Source organism: Jonesia quinghaiensis DSM 15701 (genome assembly GCF_000423205.1).
Classification (GTDB): Bacteria; Actinomycetota; Actinomycetes; order Actinomycetales; family Cellulomonadaceae; genus Jonesia; species Jonesia quinghaiensis.
Genome location: NZ_AUHN01000011.1, coordinates 71,026 through 88,386, shown reverse-complemented (window position 1 = coordinate 88,386; position 17,361 = coordinate 71,026). Strand labels below are relative to the sequence as shown.

At 57.0% G+C, this 17,361-nt stretch carries 17 protein-coding genes; 10 read left to right on the top strand and 7 right to left on the bottom strand.

Annotated features, from left to right (window positions below; all coding sequences use genetic code 11):
- Nucleotides 1–5: 5 nt before the first annotated feature.
- Nucleotides 6–1,184, top strand: a complete 1,179-nt coding sequence (locus G538_RS0111590) for an FAD-dependent oxidoreductase (RefSeq protein WP_029069441.1) — start codon at nucleotides 6–8, stop codon at nucleotides 1,182–1,184.
- Between the two features lie 9 nt (nucleotides 1,185–1,193).
- Here the strand turns inward: G538_RS0111590 and G538_RS16520 are convergent, their stop codons facing one another.
- Nucleotides 1,194–1,919, bottom strand: coding sequence for a class I SAM-dependent methyltransferase (locus tag G538_RS16520; protein WP_084618374.1), 726 nt, complete (start codon nucleotides 1,917–1,919; stop codon nucleotides 1,194–1,196).
- Between the two features lie 407 nt (nucleotides 1,920–2,326).
- On the opposite strand from G538_RS16520, the gene G538_RS0111580 reads away from it, so the two are divergent.
- Together G538_RS0111580 and G538_RS0111575 are read left to right on the top strand one after the other, a co-directional pair.
- Nucleotides 2,327–2,944 carry a hypothetical protein gene (locus G538_RS0111580; protein WP_029069440.1) on the top strand — a complete coding sequence of 206 codons (618 nt, stop codon included), beginning with the start codon at nucleotides 2,327–2,329 and terminating at the stop codon, nucleotides 2,942–2,944.
- A 1-nt stretch (nucleotide 2,945) separates the two neighbouring features.
- A complete protein-coding gene (locus G538_RS0111575; RefSeq protein ID WP_029069439.1) occupies nucleotides 2,946–4,055 on the top strand; it encodes a DUF262 domain-containing protein in 1,110 nt (369 codons plus the stop codon).
- A 210-nt stretch (nucleotides 4,056–4,265) separates the two neighbouring features.
- Here the strand turns inward: G538_RS0111575 and G538_RS18450 are convergent, their stop codons facing one another.
- Entirely contained in the window at nucleotides 4,266–4,394 is a 129-nt protein-coding gene (locus G538_RS18450) for a hypothetical protein (protein ID WP_281170267.1), read from the bottom strand.
- Here G538_RS18450 and G538_RS0111565 point away from each other — a divergent pair.
- The 6 genes from G538_RS0111565 (at nucleotide 4,393) to G538_RS0111540 (ending at nucleotide 12,383) form a co-directional block, all read left to right on the top strand.
- On the top strand, nucleotides 4,393–5,784 hold the full coding sequence (locus G538_RS0111565; protein WP_029069438.1) for an MFS transporter: 1,392 nt from the start codon (nucleotides 4,393–4,395) through the stop codon (nucleotides 5,782–5,784). The two genes, G538_RS18450 and G538_RS0111565, sit on opposite strands and share 2 nt — an antisense overlap.
- Nucleotides 5,785–5,790: 6 nt before the next feature.
- On the top strand, nucleotides 5,791–8,004 hold the full coding sequence (locus G538_RS16515) for a molybdopterin oxidoreductase family protein (RefSeq protein ID WP_084618358.1): 2,214 nt from the start codon (nucleotides 5,791–5,793) through the stop codon (nucleotides 8,002–8,004).
- A complete protein-coding gene (locus G538_RS16510) occupies nucleotides 8,001–9,572 on the top strand; it encodes an FAD-dependent oxidoreductase (protein ID WP_051197053.1) in 1,572 nt (523 codons plus the stop codon). Before G538_RS16515 ends, G538_RS16510 begins: the two co-directional genes overlap by 4 nt.
- 350 nt (nucleotides 9,573–9,922) lie before the next feature.
- The gene (gene gdhA, locus G538_RS0111550) at nucleotides 9,923–11,257 is read left to right on the top strand and encodes an NADP-specific glutamate dehydrogenase (RefSeq protein WP_029069437.1); all 1,335 of its coding nucleotides are present in this window, start codon (nucleotides 9,923–9,925) and stop codon (nucleotides 11,255–11,257) included.
- A 146-nt stretch (nucleotides 11,258–11,403) separates the two neighbouring features.
- Nucleotides 11,404–11,775: a sterol carrier family protein gene (locus tag G538_RS0111545; protein WP_029069436.1), complete on the top strand. Its 372-nt coding sequence runs from the start codon at nucleotides 11,404–11,406 to the stop codon at nucleotides 11,773–11,775.
- Nucleotides 11,776–11,861: 86 nt separating this feature from the next.
- Nucleotides 11,862–12,383, top strand: coding sequence for a hypothetical protein (locus tag G538_RS0111540; protein ID WP_029069435.1), 522 nt, complete (start codon nucleotides 11,862–11,864; stop codon nucleotides 12,381–12,383).
- On the opposite strand, the gene G538_RS0111535 is transcribed toward G538_RS0111540, so the two are convergent.
- Genes G538_RS0111535 through G538_RS0111515 form a run of 5 tightly spaced genes read right to left on the bottom strand, consistent with a single transcriptional unit; the run spans nucleotide 12,369 to nucleotide 16,664 of the window.
- On the bottom strand, nucleotides 12,369–12,833 hold the full coding sequence (locus G538_RS0111535) for a hypothetical protein (RefSeq protein WP_029069434.1): 465 nt from the start codon (nucleotides 12,831–12,833) through the stop codon (nucleotides 12,369–12,371). The genes G538_RS0111540 and G538_RS0111535 overlap by 15 nt on opposite strands.
- Nucleotides 12,834–12,879: 46 nt before the next feature.
- Nucleotides 12,880–13,914 carry a sulfate/molybdate ABC transporter ATP-binding protein gene (locus tag G538_RS16505; RefSeq protein ID WP_035834251.1) on the bottom strand — a complete coding sequence of 345 codons (1,035 nt, stop codon included), beginning with the start codon at nucleotides 13,912–13,914 and terminating at the stop codon, nucleotides 12,880–12,882.
- On the bottom strand, nucleotides 13,911–14,741 hold the full coding sequence (locus G538_RS0111525; RefSeq protein WP_029069433.1) for a sulfate ABC transporter permease subunit: 831 nt from the start codon (nucleotides 14,739–14,741) through the stop codon (nucleotides 13,911–13,913). Before G538_RS0111525 ends, G538_RS16505 begins: the two co-directional genes overlap by 4 nt.
- Nucleotides 14,734–15,636, bottom strand: coding sequence for a sulfate ABC transporter permease subunit CysT (gene cysT / locus G538_RS0111520; protein WP_245566858.1), 903 nt, complete (start codon nucleotides 15,634–15,636; stop codon nucleotides 14,734–14,736). The genes G538_RS0111525 and cysT overlap by 8 nt, the downstream gene beginning before the upstream one ends.
- Nucleotides 15,636–16,664, bottom strand: coding sequence for a sulfate ABC transporter substrate-binding protein (locus G538_RS0111515; RefSeq protein ID WP_029069431.1), 1,029 nt, complete (start codon nucleotides 16,662–16,664; stop codon nucleotides 15,636–15,638). Before G538_RS0111515 ends, cysT begins: the two co-directional genes overlap by 1 nt.
- Nucleotides 16,665–16,874: 210 nt before the next feature.
- Here G538_RS0111515 and G538_RS17500 point away from each other — a divergent pair, with 210 nt between their 5' ends.
- A complete protein-coding gene (locus G538_RS17500) occupies nucleotides 16,875–17,327 on the top strand; it encodes a hypothetical protein (protein WP_029069430.1) in 453 nt (150 codons plus the stop codon).
- Nucleotides 17,328–17,361: the final 34 nt, after the last annotated feature.

The following is a 17,361-nucleotide window of genomic DNA, read 5'->3' as shown; positions in this document are numbered from 1 at the left end:
AGCGCATGTCACCACAGTTTGATGTCATTGTCATCGGCGGCGGGGCCATGGGTTCCGCCGCCGCATGGCAGCTCGCTCGGCGTGGCCGCAGCGTGCTGGTGTGTGAGCAGTTCTCTGCTGGCCATACGCGTGGTTCTTCCCACGGTGGGTCGCGCATCTACCGGGCAACATACGCTCAACCTGAGTATTTGGCGTTGATGCGTGACGCGTTGGTGGAGTGGGAGCTGCTGGAGGCCGAGTCGGGTATCAACCTGTTGAGCCGGGTGGGGTTGGTGTCTCATGGGTTCCCGCCCATGGATTTTGAGGGGCCGATGCGCGCCGCCGGGGTCCCGTTAGAGGTGCTGTCACCTAGCGATGCCGCTGAGCGGTGGCCGGGTATGCGCTTCGAAGGCAAGGTCCTTTTTGAGCACAGCACGGCGGGCCGCGTGAACGCGGACCTTGCGTTGGTTGCACTGCAGCAGGAGGCGACACGTCACGGCGCGCAGGTACGCCACGACACCAAAGTGGTGGACGTGGTGCATCATCCTGGGCACGTTGAGGTGGTCACTGAGGGCGAAACGTTCACGGCTGGTCGCGTTGTGTTGGCGACGGGCGGGTGGATGAACTCTTTGGCTCCGCGTGCTGCCGGGTTGGCTGGCCCGTTGCCACTTGATGTCATTGAGGTTGCGCCAGCGCACTTCTCACTTGCGGAGTTTTTACCGTCAGGGGAACTAAACCCGATGGTTGAGGACACTTGGCCCTCTTTTACCCACGACCACGCACCTACGGACCCTGTGACTGGTGAACCGTCCCGTTGGCCTGGCATTGTGTACGGTTTAGCGACACCGGGGGAGGGCATCAAGGTGGGGTTCAACGCTTATGGCCGCCACGTGACCGCTGACACCCGCACGTTCACGCACGCCCCAGAGGATGAGGTGTTGCACCGCGACTATGTGCGTCAATGGTTGCCGGGGTTGAACCCGGACAGCAGCGAATTTTTGTCGTGCACGTACACCAAAACACCAAGCAATGACTTTGTTCTTGACCGGTGTGGTCGTGTGGTGATCGCTTCACCGTGTTCGGGGCATGGTTTTAAGTTCACACCTACGTTGGGTGGGATTATTGCTGATCTGGCAACAGAACCCGACGATGCACCTGGTGTGTCTGCCCAAGAAATGTTCCGTCTGAGCAGCCACCTCACGTAAGGCACGTTGTCAGCGGGTTTGCTGTTTGTGTCGGTTGATGAGGACAACCACGTCCTCAATGGGGGCAGGGTCACCGTTGCGGTCGGTCGTCATGCGGCTGCGCTTCTCGGTGATGATCGCTTCCCACACGTCAGGGTTGAGGCCAAGTTGTGAGAGCTCTTCTTCCGGGCTGAGAAAGTGATGTTCATGCTGATCAGAGCTTTGCGAATACGGTGGGAAATCTGAGTGCGACGTGATGAGTAAGTGCCCACCGGGTGCAACACGAGCCGCGGCTTGGCGCAAAATCTCAACACGGGGTAGTTCCACGGGCGAGTGAAAGAAACTGGCAGTGACCAGGTCGTAGAGACCGGCGGGAACGGTCGCAAGGTCGGCGGCAAAAAACATTGCGCGCTGTGCCACCCCAGCATCCGCCGCTGCTTGAACAGCCCTGGTTATTGCCGTGGTGGAAATGTCGATTCCCGTGGCTTGCCACCCGTTGCGGGCAAGCCAGATGACGTCACCACCTTCACCGCACCCAAGGTCAAGGGCGGTACCTGGGGTGAGGGTTGAGGCGACATCTGCCAACACGGTGTTGACTTTGCCTGACCATACTTGTGGTGCTCCGCCGTAGCGGTCTTCCCAAAAGTCGATGGGGGCGAGGTCTGAGGCGTTTTGCGGGGTGCTGTGACTCTGCGACGTGCCGTGGCTGTGAGGCGAGCTGTTGCTGTGCGCTGTGGAGTGGGTGTCAGTGTGCATGTTGTCAGTGTGAACGGCCCAGGTCACAGCGACAATACTCTTTGCGGAAACCGCAACAACTGGTCGCGCTGAGAGTCTTCTCGTCACCTCTCATCCGTGGAGAGGCTCTGTGCGGTTATTGATCCCGTACGAGAGCCCTGGTAAAACTTATGGAAATAAATCGCGAATTCACCCACTGTAAAACACGTCCTACCGTAAGTAAACAGAGTATTCTCGAGTGAGATTCGTGATGTGGCATAGAGAGGGAAGGTTTAGCGCAGGACAAAACCGCCGATCTGAATGCGACAAGGAACTTAAGGAAAGGTCATTTCAAGGAAGGAATAACATCCATTGACTACGGATAGAAGAGTTGATACTTTCATATCTTATAGATAACGGTGCGACGATTGAATAAGGTGTTCGCAAACATGAATTATGATCGTGAAGGATTGGCATTATTTGCTGAGGATATGGCAGCAGTTGAAAACGACACTGACTACTTCGTCACTTCAAAGATACTAGCAGGAACGCCACGCACATGGCAGAGCGAAATCGACTACATAAAATGGCGACATCAAGTATCTGTGAGTCTAGGTATGGACGCTTCGTCGGTGTATATAATTGGTAGCGCTAAACTTGGCTATTCACTAAACCCCGAAAAGAAACTAAAGGTTTTCAATGAAAAAGCTTCTGATCAAAATGTGTCGGATTTGGATGTGGCGATTGTGTCCGAATTGCACTTTGAAGAGTGCTGGAAAGTAATGAGAGAAATTGAGAACACGTTCACAAAAGCAGACCGGGGGTATGGTCGGAGAACAGTATTCCAACAGTGTATTCCCGTTGATCGCTTAATTCCCCACTTGCCATTCGGTGAGTTATGGGGCAAGAGTCGTGACTCAATTGTCCGACCTTTAGGTGAGAGATTTCAAGGACTAGAGTTAAACTTTAGGATTTACAGGAATAGTTCAGCGCTTCGTAGTTATCAACTATCAGGGGTTCGAGCCATACAGACCGAGGTTGAAAACCTTAGATTGCAGGGAGAGTAGTATGTTAAAATTCGAAATAGAATCCAAGACTGTTGCAGAATTTAATAAGCTGAATAATCAAGGTGCTTTGGTGCTTCGTCCAGAGTACCAAAGGAAAGTGGTTTGGTCAGAGTCAGCAAAAGTGGCTCTCATGGAAACGATTTTGCTAGGTTTTCCTATCCCGGAAGTCTATCTTGCATATGAGACAACTGCAGACGGCGATGAGACGGCTTCAGTTGTTGATGGGCAACAGAGATTGTCCTCTTTGCTCGATTTCCTAAACGGTAAATATCCACTAAAGAACTTAGATTCCTCATCCCTGGCTGAGTTCAATGAAAAATATTTCCAAGATCTCCCCGACGGTGTTCGGAGAGAATTTTTCCAGTATCGATTCCCTATTCGCAGGCTGTCAAACATGGAGGAGGGCTTTATTCGAGAGGTGTTCACAAGAGTGAATAAGGTCAATGTGGTTCTCACCGATCAGGAGCTACGAAATGCCATGCTCCCAGGTCCTTTTTATGATTTTCTAAAAGACTGCGCCAACCACTCGATCACCGTATCTTCCGATATTTTTAGCCATAACAGAAGGAATCGTGGAGGTGATCTTGAATTTTTTGCTGAAGTCTTCGGTTCGTGTATCTTTGGTCTTTCAAATAAAAAGACTGAACTAGATGAACGCTACGATCGCTTTTCGGCTAATTTTGAAAAATACGAGGAAGATTCTCGAGATTTTCTGGCTTTGCTCGATTTCCTTACCGAAAATATTAGATGGGGAGGTCGTCCTCGCTGGTCGAATATAGTTGATCTCTTCACGCTCATATACGTTTGTTGGGAGTTCCGACTAGACCTGCTCGGCGGGTCACCAAATCCGAGTTTTTATGGCCAGGTTTTTGATGATTTTCAAGACTCCATTTCTAAGCGAAAGCGAGGGGAGAATGTCTGGAGCGATAATGATGCTCGAGCTATGGTGTTTAGTGTTTTGGGATTCTCTGAAGAAGATGCTATTTCGCTGTTTGATAAGTACATTTCAGGAGTTCGAAATTCTTCAGACCTAAGTGCCAGAAGGAACCGTTCAAACGCGCTAAGGGAGTTTTTGAGCAAGGCTCTCGAGTTCAATAAAAAGTCGAACTAAGGGCGTTTCACAGCTAATTCGACTGAACTTCAAAAGACGATATTCTCAAAGCCTTCTTCCATCAGTATCTCACTAATAGTTTTTGCGATCTGTCTTCGAACGGTTGGTTTAGGCAATGCTGATTCTATTGATCTACTCGCCTTAACAGTCATATTGGCAATCCGAGTCACACTGCAACCGCAACAACTGGTCGCGCTGAGGGCCTTCTCGTCACCTCTCATCCGTGGAGAGGCTCTGTGCGGTCATTGTTACCGCACCTTCACCACCGTTGGTGATCGGCGGAAACATCGCGTCGATAGATTCGGTCTTGTCCAATACGCCTGTGAGGGGACCAGACATGACCACTTCGATCACACCGCCCGGCGAGTTACCGAACCCAGCACCTGTTGATGTCACTGCAGATGCACCCACCTCACCACCAGCGCCGCTCACGATGGAAAAGGGCCGTTGGATTTCGGGGTGGGACCCAGAGAACACCCACCAATGGGAAACTCAAGGCCGCAAAATAGCGCGGCGAAACCTCAACGGGTCCATTTACGCCGAGTTCCTGGGGTTTTGCGTGTGGGCGTTGTGGAGTGTTGCTGTGCCGATGCTCCCTGAAGCGGGTTTCTCCCTGACAGTGGACCAACAGTTTTGGCTCATTGCGGTTCCGAGTCTGGTTGGTGCGGCGATGCGTATCCCGTACACCTTCACTGTTCCAGTGTTTGGTGGCCGTAACTGGACCATCATCTCCGCGCTGTTGCTCCTCATTCCAGCGATTGGGTTGGCGTGGGCGGTGTCTAACCCGCAAATCAGTTTCACCACGCTGCTGATCATCGCAGGGCTTGCAGGCTTTGGTGGAGGAAACTTTGCCTCCTCCATGACGAACATTTCGTTCTTCTACCCTGAGCGTGAAAAAGGTAAAGCACTAGGGTTGAACGCTGCTGGTGGGAACCTTGGTACCGGGCTCGTTCAAATGGTTGTGCCCATTGTTGTCACTGCCGGTGCTGGTCTTGCGTTGAACCGTGCCGGGTTGATGTTCATTCCCCTAGTCCTCATTGCAGCGATCGTTGCGTGGCGCTCCATGGACAACCTGCGTGATGTTGCCTCAGACCCAAAAAGTTTCGCTCAAGCTGGCCGTCACCCACACACTTGGTTGATTTCATTCCTGTACATCGGAACGTTTGGGTCGTTCATCGGATACTCCGGTGCGTTCCCCACATTGCTGAAAAACGAATTCCCAGAAGTCACCTTATCCATCGCATTCCTTGGTGCACTCGTCGGCGCGTTAACCCGCCCCCTCGGTGGAATCATTGCTGACCGTGTTGGGGGCGCGCGCCTGACGGTGGTGTGTTTCATCGCTCTCGCAGCGGGCGCACTTGGGGCGATTTTCGGTTTACGAACCGGCTCGTTTGCCCTGTTTTTCGCATCGTTCCTTGTGTTGTTCGCGGCATCAGGTATTGGCAATGGCTCAACGTACCGCATGATCCCCGCAGTGTTCCGCACCGGTGTTGCGCCAGAGCACCTCCTGACAGTGAGGCAAGCAGCTGCAGGATGCATCGGGATTGCGGGTGCAGTGGGTGCGATTGGTGGGTTCCTCATTCCACGAGGATTTGCGATGTCAACGTCGATGGCTGGTTCACTGATCCCCGCACTGCTGGTGTTCATTGGGGTGTACCTGTTCATGGCAGTACTCACCTGGGTGCTGTACGTCCGTTCCACGTCAGCGTTCGCCCGCGAAGGGGTTTAACCCGCCATGACAGACACGCACTGCCCGTACTGTGCGCTTCAGTGCGCGATGCGCCTGACCGTGGCATCACCGACCACCGCTCAACCGCGCCAGTTCCCCACGAACAGGGGAGGCATGTGCCAAAAAGGGTGGACTTCCCCGGAGGTATTGACCGTCAGCGACCGGCTCACCACCCCGCTGATACGGGACAGCGAAGGGAACCTACAACCCGCATCGTGGGATGTTGCCCTTGACCTGATCGCCAGTAAAATCACCGGCATCCAGGCGGAGCATGGCCGTGACGCTGTCGCAGTATTTGGTGGGGGCGGGCTCACCAACGAGAAGGCCTACCAGTTGGGGAAGTTCGCGCGCATCGCGCTGCGGACCGCGAACATTGACTACAACGGGCGCTTTTGTATGTCCAGTGCCGCCGCAGCAGCGAACCGGTCGTTGGGGTTAGACCGCGGGTTATCGTTCCCGGTTACTGACCTCGACGACGCCGCAATGGTGGTTCTAGTGGGATCAAACCCGTCTGAAACGATGCCTCCCTTCGTCGCCCACCTTAACGGGGCAAGAGAAAGCGGCGGGCTGGTTGTCCTAGACCCGCGCCGCTCAGCAACTGCTGAACTCACCGGACCAGTAGCACCAGATGGGGTGTCATCAACCGGGGGCATGCACATCCAACCGCTACCGGGGACTGACTTGGCCGTGCTGTTAGGGATCGCCCACGTGGTGGTGATGGAAGGGCTACTAGACACCGAGTATGTGGCGCAGCGAACCCAAGGTTTTGATGAACTGGCGGCGTCACTCGCCTCATGGTGGCCCGAACGGGTCGCGCAAGTAGCGGGTGTCCCAGCCCCACAAATACGCCAAGTCGCCCGCCAATTAGCGCATGCCAGCCCACACCGCGGGGGTCGCGGTGCATTCATCATCACAGGGCGAGGGTTAGAACAATCACGGCAAGGCACCGACGGGGTCACCGCAGCGATCAACCTGGCCTTGTTGTTGGGGTTGGTGGGCCGCCAAGGCTCAGGGTTTGGCACCTTAACAGGGCAGGGCAACGGTCAGGGCGGGCGTGAACACGGGCAAAAAGCGGACCAACTCCCGGGGTACCGGATGATCACCGACCCAGCTGCCCGCTCACATGTGGCAGCAGTATGGGGTGTCCACCCCGACGACCTCCCCGGCAAAGGCAAACCAGCGGTCGAATTACTGAACTCTTTGGGGCAACCAGGTGGGCCGCGAGCGCTCCTCGTTCATGGTTCTAATGTGGTGGTTTCTGCGCCGCATGCGACGCAGGTTCAGGACCGGTTGAAGGCGTTGGATCTGTTGGTTGTGTGTGATGTGGTGCCCTCGGAAACGGCGATGCTCGCGGATGTTGTGTTGCCGGTGTTGCAGTGGGCGGAGGAGGAGGGCACCATGACCAGTTTGGAGGGGCGGGTGTTGCGTCGCCGGAAAAATTGTGACGCTCCTGGTGATGCTCGTTCGGAGTTGTGGGTGTGGCAGCAGTTGGCGGGGCGGTTGAATGCGCCGGGGGTGTGGTCGGTTGATGCGGGGGAGGTGTTTGATGAGCTTGCGCGGGCTAGTGCTGGTGGGAAGGCCGATTATTCGGGGTTGAGTCATGCCCGGTTGGATGAGCATGAGGCTGCCACTGGTGGGGCGGACGGTTCTGGTTTGTATTGGCCTGTTCCCTCACCTGCGCACCCGGGTACGCCGCGTCCTTTCGCCGATGCGTTTCCTACCGTGAGTGGGCGGGCAGCGTTGGTCCCGGTGCAGCATGTTGGGCCCTCTGATGCGTTGTCCCCAGATTTCCCGGTGTATTTGGTGACTGGGCGGGTGTTGCAGCATTACCAGTCGGGGGCGCAAACGCGACGGGTTGAGGTTCTTCACCGTGCGGTTCCTGAGGTTTTTGTTGAGATGCATCCGTTGCTTGCGGACGTGTATGGCATTGATGAGGGCGACGATGTTCACCTCACGACTAGGCGTTCCACAGCCCGCGCTACCGTGCGCATCACGAATAATATTCGCCACGACACCGTGTTTATGCCGTTTCACTGGCCAGGGCTGGGCGCCGTCAACAGGTTAACCACTGCTGTTACTGACCCAATTTCGGGGATGCCAGAGTTCAAAGTTGCTGCCGTGCACCTTGCTGGTGGGCAGCCCACCGGGCTCACCGGTGACACAACCAGCACCACGCCATCCCTTGCGAGCGAGCAAACCACCTCGGAGGTCCTGCCATGAACATCGTTGTTGTTGGTTACGGCATGGTCGGTTCGCGGTTCGTTGAAGAGCTCTGCGCCATCACTTCACCAGAGTCGCAAACACTGCACATCACTGTTTTAGGTGCGGAACACTGCGACCCGTATAACAGGGTGCTCCTGTCCGAAGTTGTCGCTGGGGCATACGACGTCGCCGCCATCACGATGCCCACCATCCGCGACCCGCGCGTCCACATCCGTCAAGGGGTCACCGCCACACGCATCAACCGTGACCAGCGCACAGTCACTGACAGCAACGGGAACCACCACCCCTACGATGCGCTTGTCCTCGCAACCGGCGCCACAGCCCGCATCCCCACCCTCCCAGGCATCACCCACACCCCACCAGGTACGGGCGAGCCAGGGGACACACCACCTGAACCATCACTGATCCCCGGGGTCCACGTACTACGCACCATTGATGACGCCCGCGAAATCGTTGCCGCAACCCTCAACGCACCCGCCGCCATCGTCCTTGGTGGGGGAGTCCTCGGCATTGAAGTAGCAGTCGGCCTCGCCGGGCGCGGCCTTGCCGTGGACCTCGTCCACCCACGCGCACTCATGAACGCACAACTCGACGCACCCGCAAGCGCCGTCGCCACCACCATGCTCAACCGCCGCGGCATCACCGTCCGCACCGGAACAGCCGCCACCGCCGCCACCACACACCCCACCGGGCGCATCACCGGCCTTCAACTCGCCGACAACACCACCATCACTGCACCACTACTCATCATCACCGCCGGAACCACCCCCAACACCACCCTCGCCCACACCGCGAACCTCCCCACCGACCACGGAATCCTGGTCACCAACAACCTCAACACCACCACCGACCCACACATCTACGCCATCGGTGACTGCGCCCAACCCCCAGAAGGCTGCACCGGACTCATCGCCCCAGGGTGGGACCAAGCACGCCACCTCGCCGCAACCCTCCACCACCACACCACCATCAACACCCCCACCCCACGCCACGACCCGCACGACATCGTCACCGTCAAAGGCGCAGGAATCGACATCGTCACCATGGGCATCAGCGGAACCCGCCAACCACCACCCTGCGACACCCACCCCCGCCGCACCATCCAACTCAGCGACCCCGACGCCGGCCGCCACCTCAGCATCATCATCGAAAACGGGCGGCTCATCGGCGCAACCTGCATCGGCGCAGGACCCATCGCAGCAGACCTCACCACCACCTACACCAACCACACACCCCTACCCCGCGACCCCGCCCAACTGCTCCTGCGCCCACTCGGACCCGCGGCCACCACAACCACCGACTCCCCAGTGCGCATCCCCGACCGCGCCACCATCTGCCGCTGCAACGGCGTCACCAAAGGCGACCTCATCAGCGCGTGGAACAGTGGCGCTCGCAGTACTGCGGATTTCGCGCAACGCACCCGGGCAACAACGGGGTGTGGTGGGTGCACGGAAGCTGTGTGCGGGATTGCCGACTGGTTGCGCGCGTCGGCCTCACAAGACACCCCTGGCGAAGGGGAGGCTGCTGCACAGGGACAACGCAAGGAGGCCACGGTCTCCGTGTGACCATGTGAGAGGCAATCTCATCAGGTGTTGGGTTTGTACCTTGCATCAGTTCATCTCATAAAGTGATCCGAAGGGTCTCACCGTCGCGTCGTTGGTGGCTGACGGAAACATGGTCAGTGACTGGGACGCCGTGTTACAGCGGTGTTAAATACCCCTCACTGAGAATCCCCTCAAAACCTTGAAATATCAACGAAAACTCTCACTCTAAGGCCTCAGTGCCTATCTGGTACGCCAGTGCAAGATGTAGGCTCGCTGTAATACGACAAGCACGCAGGAGTTGCCGCAACGACGACACGACACCGCGTGCCACACAGACGCTATTGCGCGTCCACAGCGAAGGAGAGCACGTGATGGAAGGTCAGCTCGCTCCAGTTTTCGAGCAGGTGCTGCGACGCAACCCCGGTGAAGCCGAATTCCACCAGGCAGTGCGTGAAGTATTCGACTCTCTTGCCCCAGTTCTGGTCAAGCGCCCCGAGTACACCGATGCCGCAGTTCTCGAACGAATCTGTGAGCCTGAGCGTCAAATTATCTTCCGTGTGCCCTGGGTGGATGACCATGGCCGGGTACAAATCAACCGTGGTTTCCGAGTGGAGTTCAACTCTGCGCTTGGCCCATACAAGGGTGGTTTGCGGTTCCACCCGTCCGTGTACTTGGGCATCATCAAGTTCCTTGGGTTTGAGCAAATCTTCAAAAACTCCCTCACCGGTATGCCCATCGGTGGCGGTAAAGGTGGCTCTGACTTTGACCCGCGCGGTAAATCCGACGCTGAGGTGATGCGGTTCTGCCAGTCGTTCATGACTGAGCTGTACCGGCACATCGGCGAATACACAGACGTTCCTGCAGGTGACATTGGTGTTGGTGGGCGCGAAATTGGTTACCTCTTTGGTCAGTACAAGCGCATCACTAACCGTTACGAGTCAGGTGTCCTCACCGGCAAGGGGCTGACCTGGGGTGGGTCCCTGGTGCGCACTGAAGCGACCGGGTACGGCACAGTGATTTTCGCCAACGAAATGTTGAAAACCCGCAACAACAGCTTTGACGGAAAGCGCGTTGTCATTTCTGGGTCAGGAAACGTGGCAATTTACGCCGCGCAGAAAGCCCAACAGCTTGGTGCCAACGTTGTTGCCCTGTCTGATTCCTCTGGTTACGTAGTCGATGAAAAGGGAATCGACATTGACCTCATTCAGCAGGTCAAAGAGGTCGAGCGTGGGCGCATCTCTGATTACGCCACCCGCAGCGGTGCCACGTTCGTTGAAAAAGGAAACATCTGGGACGTCAGCGCAGACATCGCGTTGCCGTGCGCAACACAAAATGAGTTGGACCGGGCATCGGCGCAAAAACTCATTGAATCAGGTGTGAAAGCCGTTGCCGAAGGCGCAAACATGCCATGCACGCCCGATGCTGTTCTTGCGTTCCAAGAAGCCGGTGTCCTGTTCGCCCCAGGTAAGGCAGCGAACGCCGGTGGGGTAGCAACCTCAGCACTTGAAATGCAACAGAACGCGTCCCGTGACTCGTGGACTTTCGCGCACACCGAGGACCGGTTGCACGCCATCATGGCGAACATCCACAACAATTGTGCAACCACCGCTGACGAGTACGACCAGCCCTCCAACTACGTGGCTGGCGCAAACATCGCCGGGTTCACCAAAGTCGCCGATGCGATTCTTGCACTAGGTGTCATCTGACCGTTCGCTGAACATCATGATGAAGTGTGGCGGCCACCCTTGTGGGTGGCCGCCACAGTTGTCAGGCATGATAGGTCAAGACCATTGAGGAGCGAAAACACCCGCACACAACCCGTTGCTGCGGGGCGGTGACCGAAAGGACTGCGATGCCACCACGTCGGAAAATTGATCCTGTTGCAGGCCGTGAAGCTGTGCGTGCGTGGCGGGCCGGCGCCACCGACCGCCCAACAATCAACACGGCGGTGCGTTTCACCCTTGAAGAGTTAGCCGCTATCGCACCGGGTAACTCTGTGGAAGTGCGTGTCCCGCCAGCGGGCGCCACCCAGTGCATTGAAGGGCCACGCCACACACGCGGCACCCCGCCTAACACCATTGAAATGAAACCCGCCACCTGGTTGGGTCTTGTCACCGGCACGTTAGCGTGGGAAACGGTCCTAGCGGAAGGGTTAGTGTCAGCGTCAGGGCAGCGCGCTGATCTCGCTGACTACCTTCCCCTTCAAGCCACCCGCGAACGATAGCCTGACCCCCAACACCCCATGCTGTGCACCACACCACCCAGGGTCAACATGCAGTGCGCTTTATCTATCGAGAAATGGGAACTACCATGTCAGGCCGAGTACTCAAGGGAACCCTGGTGGTTTTTTGCAGTCTTGCGAGCATCGTGTTGGGTTGGGTAGGAGCCACCCTCTTCACCAACGGTGAAGGCGTAGAACTCACTCCGATCGAGTCTTTGACCGCTGCCCAAGCAAAGGCAGCAGCTACCGATGTCAGTAGCACAGTGTTACCTGCTACAGCCCCTCCGTACCTCACCACGTTTCAGTATGTTCAGGCAGATGATGACGTGCGCGAACTGCGAGTACAACACCAAGACTTCCTCGTGCTGGTGTGCGCGGGTCCGGCAGACGTAGACACCTCATGCACGCAGGGAAAACTATTAAGGCAAGAGAACGTTGCGGGGCTTGAAGTCAGGGTCGTCTCCCTAATACCCCCGGAGGCGTCCGAAGTTGATGAACACCTGGGCGAAGACGCGCGGCAGTTCGTTGAAGGTTACTGGGAGACCGTTCCACTGGTCACGGATGAGGCTCCCACATGGATTCAGGTTGCCGCTCAACTAGGGCGCGTCTGACAAAGCAACTGACGGAGGGAAATCCAACGCCGCAAGTAGCCGTCCGATCTCTTTCCACTGTGCAGCTGCCTCTGGTGTCAACGGTTCCTCGGGGGAGGCCGCCCACCCTTGAACCTCAGAGCCGCTGCACGCTTTCGAGACTGCACCAAGCAGATCCCTCAGCGCATCAGTTTTCATGCGCGCACCGATGAACTCGGCATCTGGGTAAGGAGCCAGTTCAGTCATGAATGTGTCCGCAAAGTTGTATGCGGCTTCAGCACGCAGGTAAGGGCTCGTCAACGTCGCGTACCACTGACGAACAAAAATCCCAGCCGAGCTTTCATCGTCAAGGTGACGATGATCGTCGAGAAACAGAAGACGGTGTACCGCTCGAGGGTGGAGGTCTTGAGCCACCTCGATCGCCTCATCGTGACGCCCCTCGTACACAAGATCCGCAAGTGAACTATTCATCTCTTAATCCAAGCACTACTGACACTCTTGTGGAGAGTCGTTCGCTTTAGATCGTGTAATGCGCGATGGGTCCCGCACCAGGGTGTGGGGCGTTAGCGGCGTCCACACCCAGCGGCAGTGCCGTTGCTCCTGCTGGTTTGCGCAACCACACCCGTGACCCCACATCCAACTTCAACGGGTGGGCTTCAGCCCGGGACATCGTGACATGTACGGGGGAGGACTGTAGGGAGTCATCAAGAATGACATCCACCCGGACCTCATAACCCACCCGTGCGGCGCGAGCCACCACACCAGGGTAGAAACCTTCTTCTGGTGGCAGGTCAGAAACAATGTGAATGTCATGCGGGCGCACCAGTTCCGAACCAAGACGAGTCGCTGGGCCAAGGAAGCCCATCACAAACTCGTTAGCAGGCTGGTCATACAGGGCGCTAGGAGAACCAATTTGTTCAACCCGCCCCTCATTAATCACCACAATGTCATCGGCAACTTCGAGGGCTTCTTCCTGGTCGTGGGTGACAAACACTGTGGTCACGGGGATTTCGTCGTGAAGGCGGCGTAACCAGTCGCGCAGTTCTTTACGAACTTTCGCATCGAGTGCACCGAAAGGTTCATCAAGCAGAAGCACCCGGGGTTGGACAGCCAACGCCCGCGCCAACGCCATACGTTGGCGTTGCCCACCAGATAACTGAGACGGCAAACGGTCAGCGAACTGGCGCAGATGCACCAGATCAAGAAGCTCATTGACGCGCTCGGCGGTTTCCTCTTTGGAGGTTTTCCTGATTTCTAAACCAAACGCCACGTTACGGGCCACACTCAAATGCTTAAACGCCGCATAGTGCTGAAACACAAACCCCACGTTACGGCGCTGTGGCGGCAGGCTCGTGGCATCGTCCCCAGCAATATGCACCGAACCGCTATCCGCTGTTTCCAGCCCGGCAATAATCCGCAGTAGCGTCGACTTGCCGCCACCTGAGGGGCCAAGCAAGGCGGTGAGCCTGCCCGTAGGAATGGACACAGACACGTCATCAAGGGCAACAAAGTCGCCGAATCGTTTGGAAACGTTGCGTGCTTCAATACTCATGATGTGCCTTTTCCTCGTCCAGCTGACGCGTGATCTTTCTGTAAAAACGTCACCACAACGATGCACGCCACCGACACAGCAGCAAGCAAAAACGCCGTAGCGTACGCGGTGGATTGTTCAAAGTCTTGGTAGGTCTGCTCAACCAGGAGCGTCGCAGTTTGAGTGCGGCCCTCAAGGTTCCCAGACACGATTTTCACGGCCCCAAATTCCCCCAAAGACCGGGCAAGCGTTAACACAACCCCGTACACCACAGCCCACTTAATGGCCGGCAAGGTGATGCGCCAAAACGTTTGAACCGGGCCAGCACCCAAACTTGCCGCAGCAAGTTCCTCATCAGTGCCGCGCTCCGTCAAAACAGGCACAACCTCACGAATAACAAGAGGCAGTGAAATGAAGGCGGTCGCCATGATGATTCCCAACGGAGAAAAAATTACGTCAATGCCGTGCTCCGTCAACCATTGCCCAAACCAAGAATCACGCGGCCCGTACACCAGAATCAACGCAAGCCCAACAACCACGGGAGACACCGACAACGGAAGGTCAAGCAGGGAACTGAGGAGGCGTTTGCCGGGGAAGTCGTAGCGCACCAAAATCAGGGAAATCCCCACCCCAAACACGGTATTAATCAGGACAGCCTGCAAGGCAACAGCAACCGTGAGTTGCAAGGAAAACACCACAGAGGGGTCGGCAAGCGCGATGCGTAACGCCGTGAACCCATCGGCGAACGTGTTCTGCACAACCAAAGAAACCGGCCAGCCGACCAGAAAAAACAGGTACGCAATAACGATCACGCGCACGGTGATCTTCACGGCACGGTTACTACCCACGGCGAGCAACCCTTCTTTGCACGAGGTCCAACGCGACGATCACAGCGAGAGAAACCATCAAAAGCATCGTCGCAACAGCAGCCGCAGCTGCGTTGTCACCGTTTTCTAGGTAGCTGAGAATGCGCACGGAACCAACTTCGGTGTTCATGGGGAGGTTCCCTGATAGCAACACCAGCGCGCCGTATTCGCTGATACCTCGAGCGAATGACAGCGCGGCACCAGCAGTCATGGCTGGTGCAAGTGACGGCAGAATAATGCGGCGAAATATTGTTGCCCGGCTGGCACCTAATGACGCGGCTGCCTCTTCAACATCTTTGTCGAGATCGGCGAGAACCGGTTGCACGGTGCGCACCACAAACGGCAACGTGACAAAAAGGAAAGCCAACCCAACGGCGATGCGCGTGTTCGCGATGTTCACCCCAAGTGGTGAACCTGGCCCGTACAGCGACAACAAAACCAGCCCTGCCACGATTGTTGGCAAAGCGAAGGGAATGTCTATGACAACTTCAAGGAGGCGTTTCCCAAAGAACTTATCTCGCACCAGCACCCAGGCGATCGCTGTGCCCATCACCACGTTAAAGGCAGTAACCAACAGGGCTGTGGAGGTTGTCAGGGTTAGTGCTGCAAGTGTTTGAGGTGCGGTAATGGTGCCCCAAAACTTTTCCCACCCGTTTTCAACGGTTGTTAACACAATGGCTGACAGGGGGAGTAGGGCAAGCGCGGAAAACCAGATCATCGCGATGCCTAACCCCACACTGGAGGACCTGGTGAGAGGGCGCCCAGTGGCACGGGCGGCACGCCGGATGCGCCGTTGTGTTTGGCGCTGTGACCGTTGTGATGCGTGGTTGTTAGGTGCTGGCGGCGTATTGGGTGGGGTTGAGGTCATGGTGGGCATCAGTTTTTTCCCGCCTCGTTTTGAATGGCGGTGACCAAGCCGTCGTCACCGAAGAACGTGGCGTTCACCTGTTCCCACCCGCCAAAATCACCGGTGATGGTTTGCAATGTTGTTGGTTGGGGGAAGGGATCGGTTGGGTTCATTGCGCCAGGGATGTTCTCGACACTCAGTGCGTCGTCGAGGGGGCGGAAACCTGATGCTGCGAAGATGCGTTGGCCGTCAGGGGAGCGAACAAAGTCGAGGTAGTCCTGAGCTTGTTGCGGTGCGTTTGTGGTGACAACCCCAGGGTTTTCGATGAGCAACGTGGTGGCAGGGACTACGTATTCGAGTGGTTCACCGTGTTGACGAGCCAAAATAGCTTCGTTCTCATAGGAGATAAGAACATCGCCGGTGCCTGCGGTGAATGCGGTAGTGGCATCACGCCCTGATCCTGGGAGTGAGGCCACGTTCGCGAAGAAACCGCGGAGGTAGTCTTGCCCGTCTTCTCGGGTGCCACCGTTGGCCAGAACCGAGCCGTAAGCAGCCAGAATGTTCCACCGCGCTGACCCAGAAGACCCAGGGTTGGGGGTGATGATGCTGACGTCATCACGCAACAAATCATCCCACCCGGTGATACTTTTCGGGTTTCCCTCCCGCACGACCAGCACCACCACGGAATGTGACAGAATCCCGCCGTGTGGGGCATCAGCCCAGGTGGCAGAAACATCACCGGAGTCAACAAGACGAGTGACGTCATCGTCGAGGCTCACGTGAACAATGTCGGCTGGTAAACCGCTAGCAATTGCTCTGCTTTGATCTCCCGATGCCCCATAGGACGTGCCCCACGCGGCCCCTGCACCATCGGGGGTGAGCGCAAAGGCGGCTTGGGCGGCATCGTGAGCTGCTTTGGGTACCGCGAAACCAACCAGGGTGAGCTCCGTGGCGGGGGTTCCGGCGGCGGTTGCTCCTGTAACAGGGGAAGGGGCGCAACCAGCCACTGCCGTGGCGATTACTGCTGCCAGAGCCAGTGAGCGGGCGAATGTGCGCATGTGCTTCCCTCCCTGTGTGGTGGTGGCTGACGGTGGGCATAGTGACCCCTGTGAAGCACAAGGCTAGGCGCCCCGAACGCCATGACGAAGAGGGATCTGGTGAGCGAGACAAGGTAACGCAGGCGGCTTAACACTGCGTCACATTGCCAACGTGACAAGCGCGATACGCCTAGCGCGAGCATCGGCAGCGCGGGTCGATAAACTGGCAGGGTGGACGACAAAAGCAGCAGCGCTCAGACCCCAGACCCAGCGGCACACCCAACTCACGATGTGCCCCCAGAAGAGACCCTGGACCCACGGAATGAGCCAGCGTTTCATGACACTCCGTTGGCGGCGCCTGGCCTGCTTCAGCCCGATTCCCCAGTGCAGCCGGGGTTAGATGACACTGGTTTGGTTGATGAGCAGTACATCCAAGCGAACGCCGTGGATGCGCGAGTCCGTCGAGCGCCTCGACTCAGTGCATTTTTTACAGTAGGTGCAGTGCTCGGCGTAGTGCTGGGGTTCATTGCCGGGTTTTCCCTGTCCAAGCCGGAGGCGACCAACCGGTGGGTCTCCATCGTCATCACAACAGTGGCGATCACCACAGTATTTGTTCTTTCCAGCGGCTGGTTAGCGACAGTTCTCGATGCTCGAAGCGTTAAACGTGCACAAAACGACAAGTAAGTATGCCTGCTGAGGGAGGTCCCTCAGGTGGTCT

Coding starts and splice junctions, on each gene's coding strand:
- G538_RS0111590 (WP_029069441.1), top strand. CDS start 6: ATGTCACCACAGTTTGATGTCATTGTCATCGGCGGCGGGGCCATGGGT.
- G538_RS16520 (WP_084618374.1), bottom strand. CDS start 1,919: ATGCACACTGACACCCACTCCACAGCGCACAGCAACAGCTCGCCTCAC.
- G538_RS0111580 (WP_029069440.1), top strand. CDS start 2,327: ATGAATTATGATCGTGAAGGATTGGCATTATTTGCTGAGGATATGGCA.
- G538_RS0111575 (WP_029069439.1), top strand. CDS start 2,946: ATGTTAAAATTCGAAATAGAATCCAAGACTGTTGCAGAATTTAATAAG.
- G538_RS0111565 (WP_029069438.1), top strand. CDS start 4,393: ATGACCACTTCGATCACACCGCCCGGCGAGTTACCGAACCCAGCACCT.
- G538_RS18450 (WP_281170267.1), bottom strand. CDS start 4,394: ATGTCTGGTCCCCTCACAGGCGTATTGGACAAGACCGAATCTATCGAC.
- G538_RS16515 (WP_084618358.1), top strand. CDS start 5,791: ATGACAGACACGCACTGCCCGTACTGTGCGCTTCAGTGCGCGATGCGC.
- G538_RS16510 (WP_051197053.1), top strand. CDS start 8,001: ATGAACATCGTTGTTGTTGGTTACGGCATGGTCGGTTCGCGGTTCGTT.
- gdhA (WP_029069437.1), top strand. CDS start 9,923: ATGGAAGGTCAGCTCGCTCCAGTTTTCGAGCAGGTGCTGCGACGCAAC.
- G538_RS0111545 (WP_029069436.1), top strand. CDS start 11,404: ATGCCACCACGTCGGAAAATTGATCCTGTTGCAGGCCGTGAAGCTGTG.
- G538_RS0111540 (WP_029069435.1), top strand. CDS start 11,862: ATGTCAGGCCGAGTACTCAAGGGAACCCTGGTGGTTTTTTGCAGTCTT.
- G538_RS0111535 (WP_029069434.1), bottom strand. CDS start 12,833: ATGAATAGTTCACTTGCGGATCTTGTGTACGAGGGGCGTCACGATGAG.
- G538_RS16505 (WP_035834251.1), bottom strand. CDS start 13,914: ATGAGTATTGAAGCACGCAACGTTTCCAAACGATTCGGCGACTTTGTT.
- cysT (WP_245566858.1), bottom strand. CDS start 15,636: ATGCCCACCATGACCTCAACCCCACCCAATACGCCGCCAGCACCTAAC.
- G538_RS0111515 (WP_029069431.1), bottom strand. CDS start 16,664: ATGCGCACATTCGCCCGCTCACTGGCTCTGGCAGCAGTAATCGCCACG.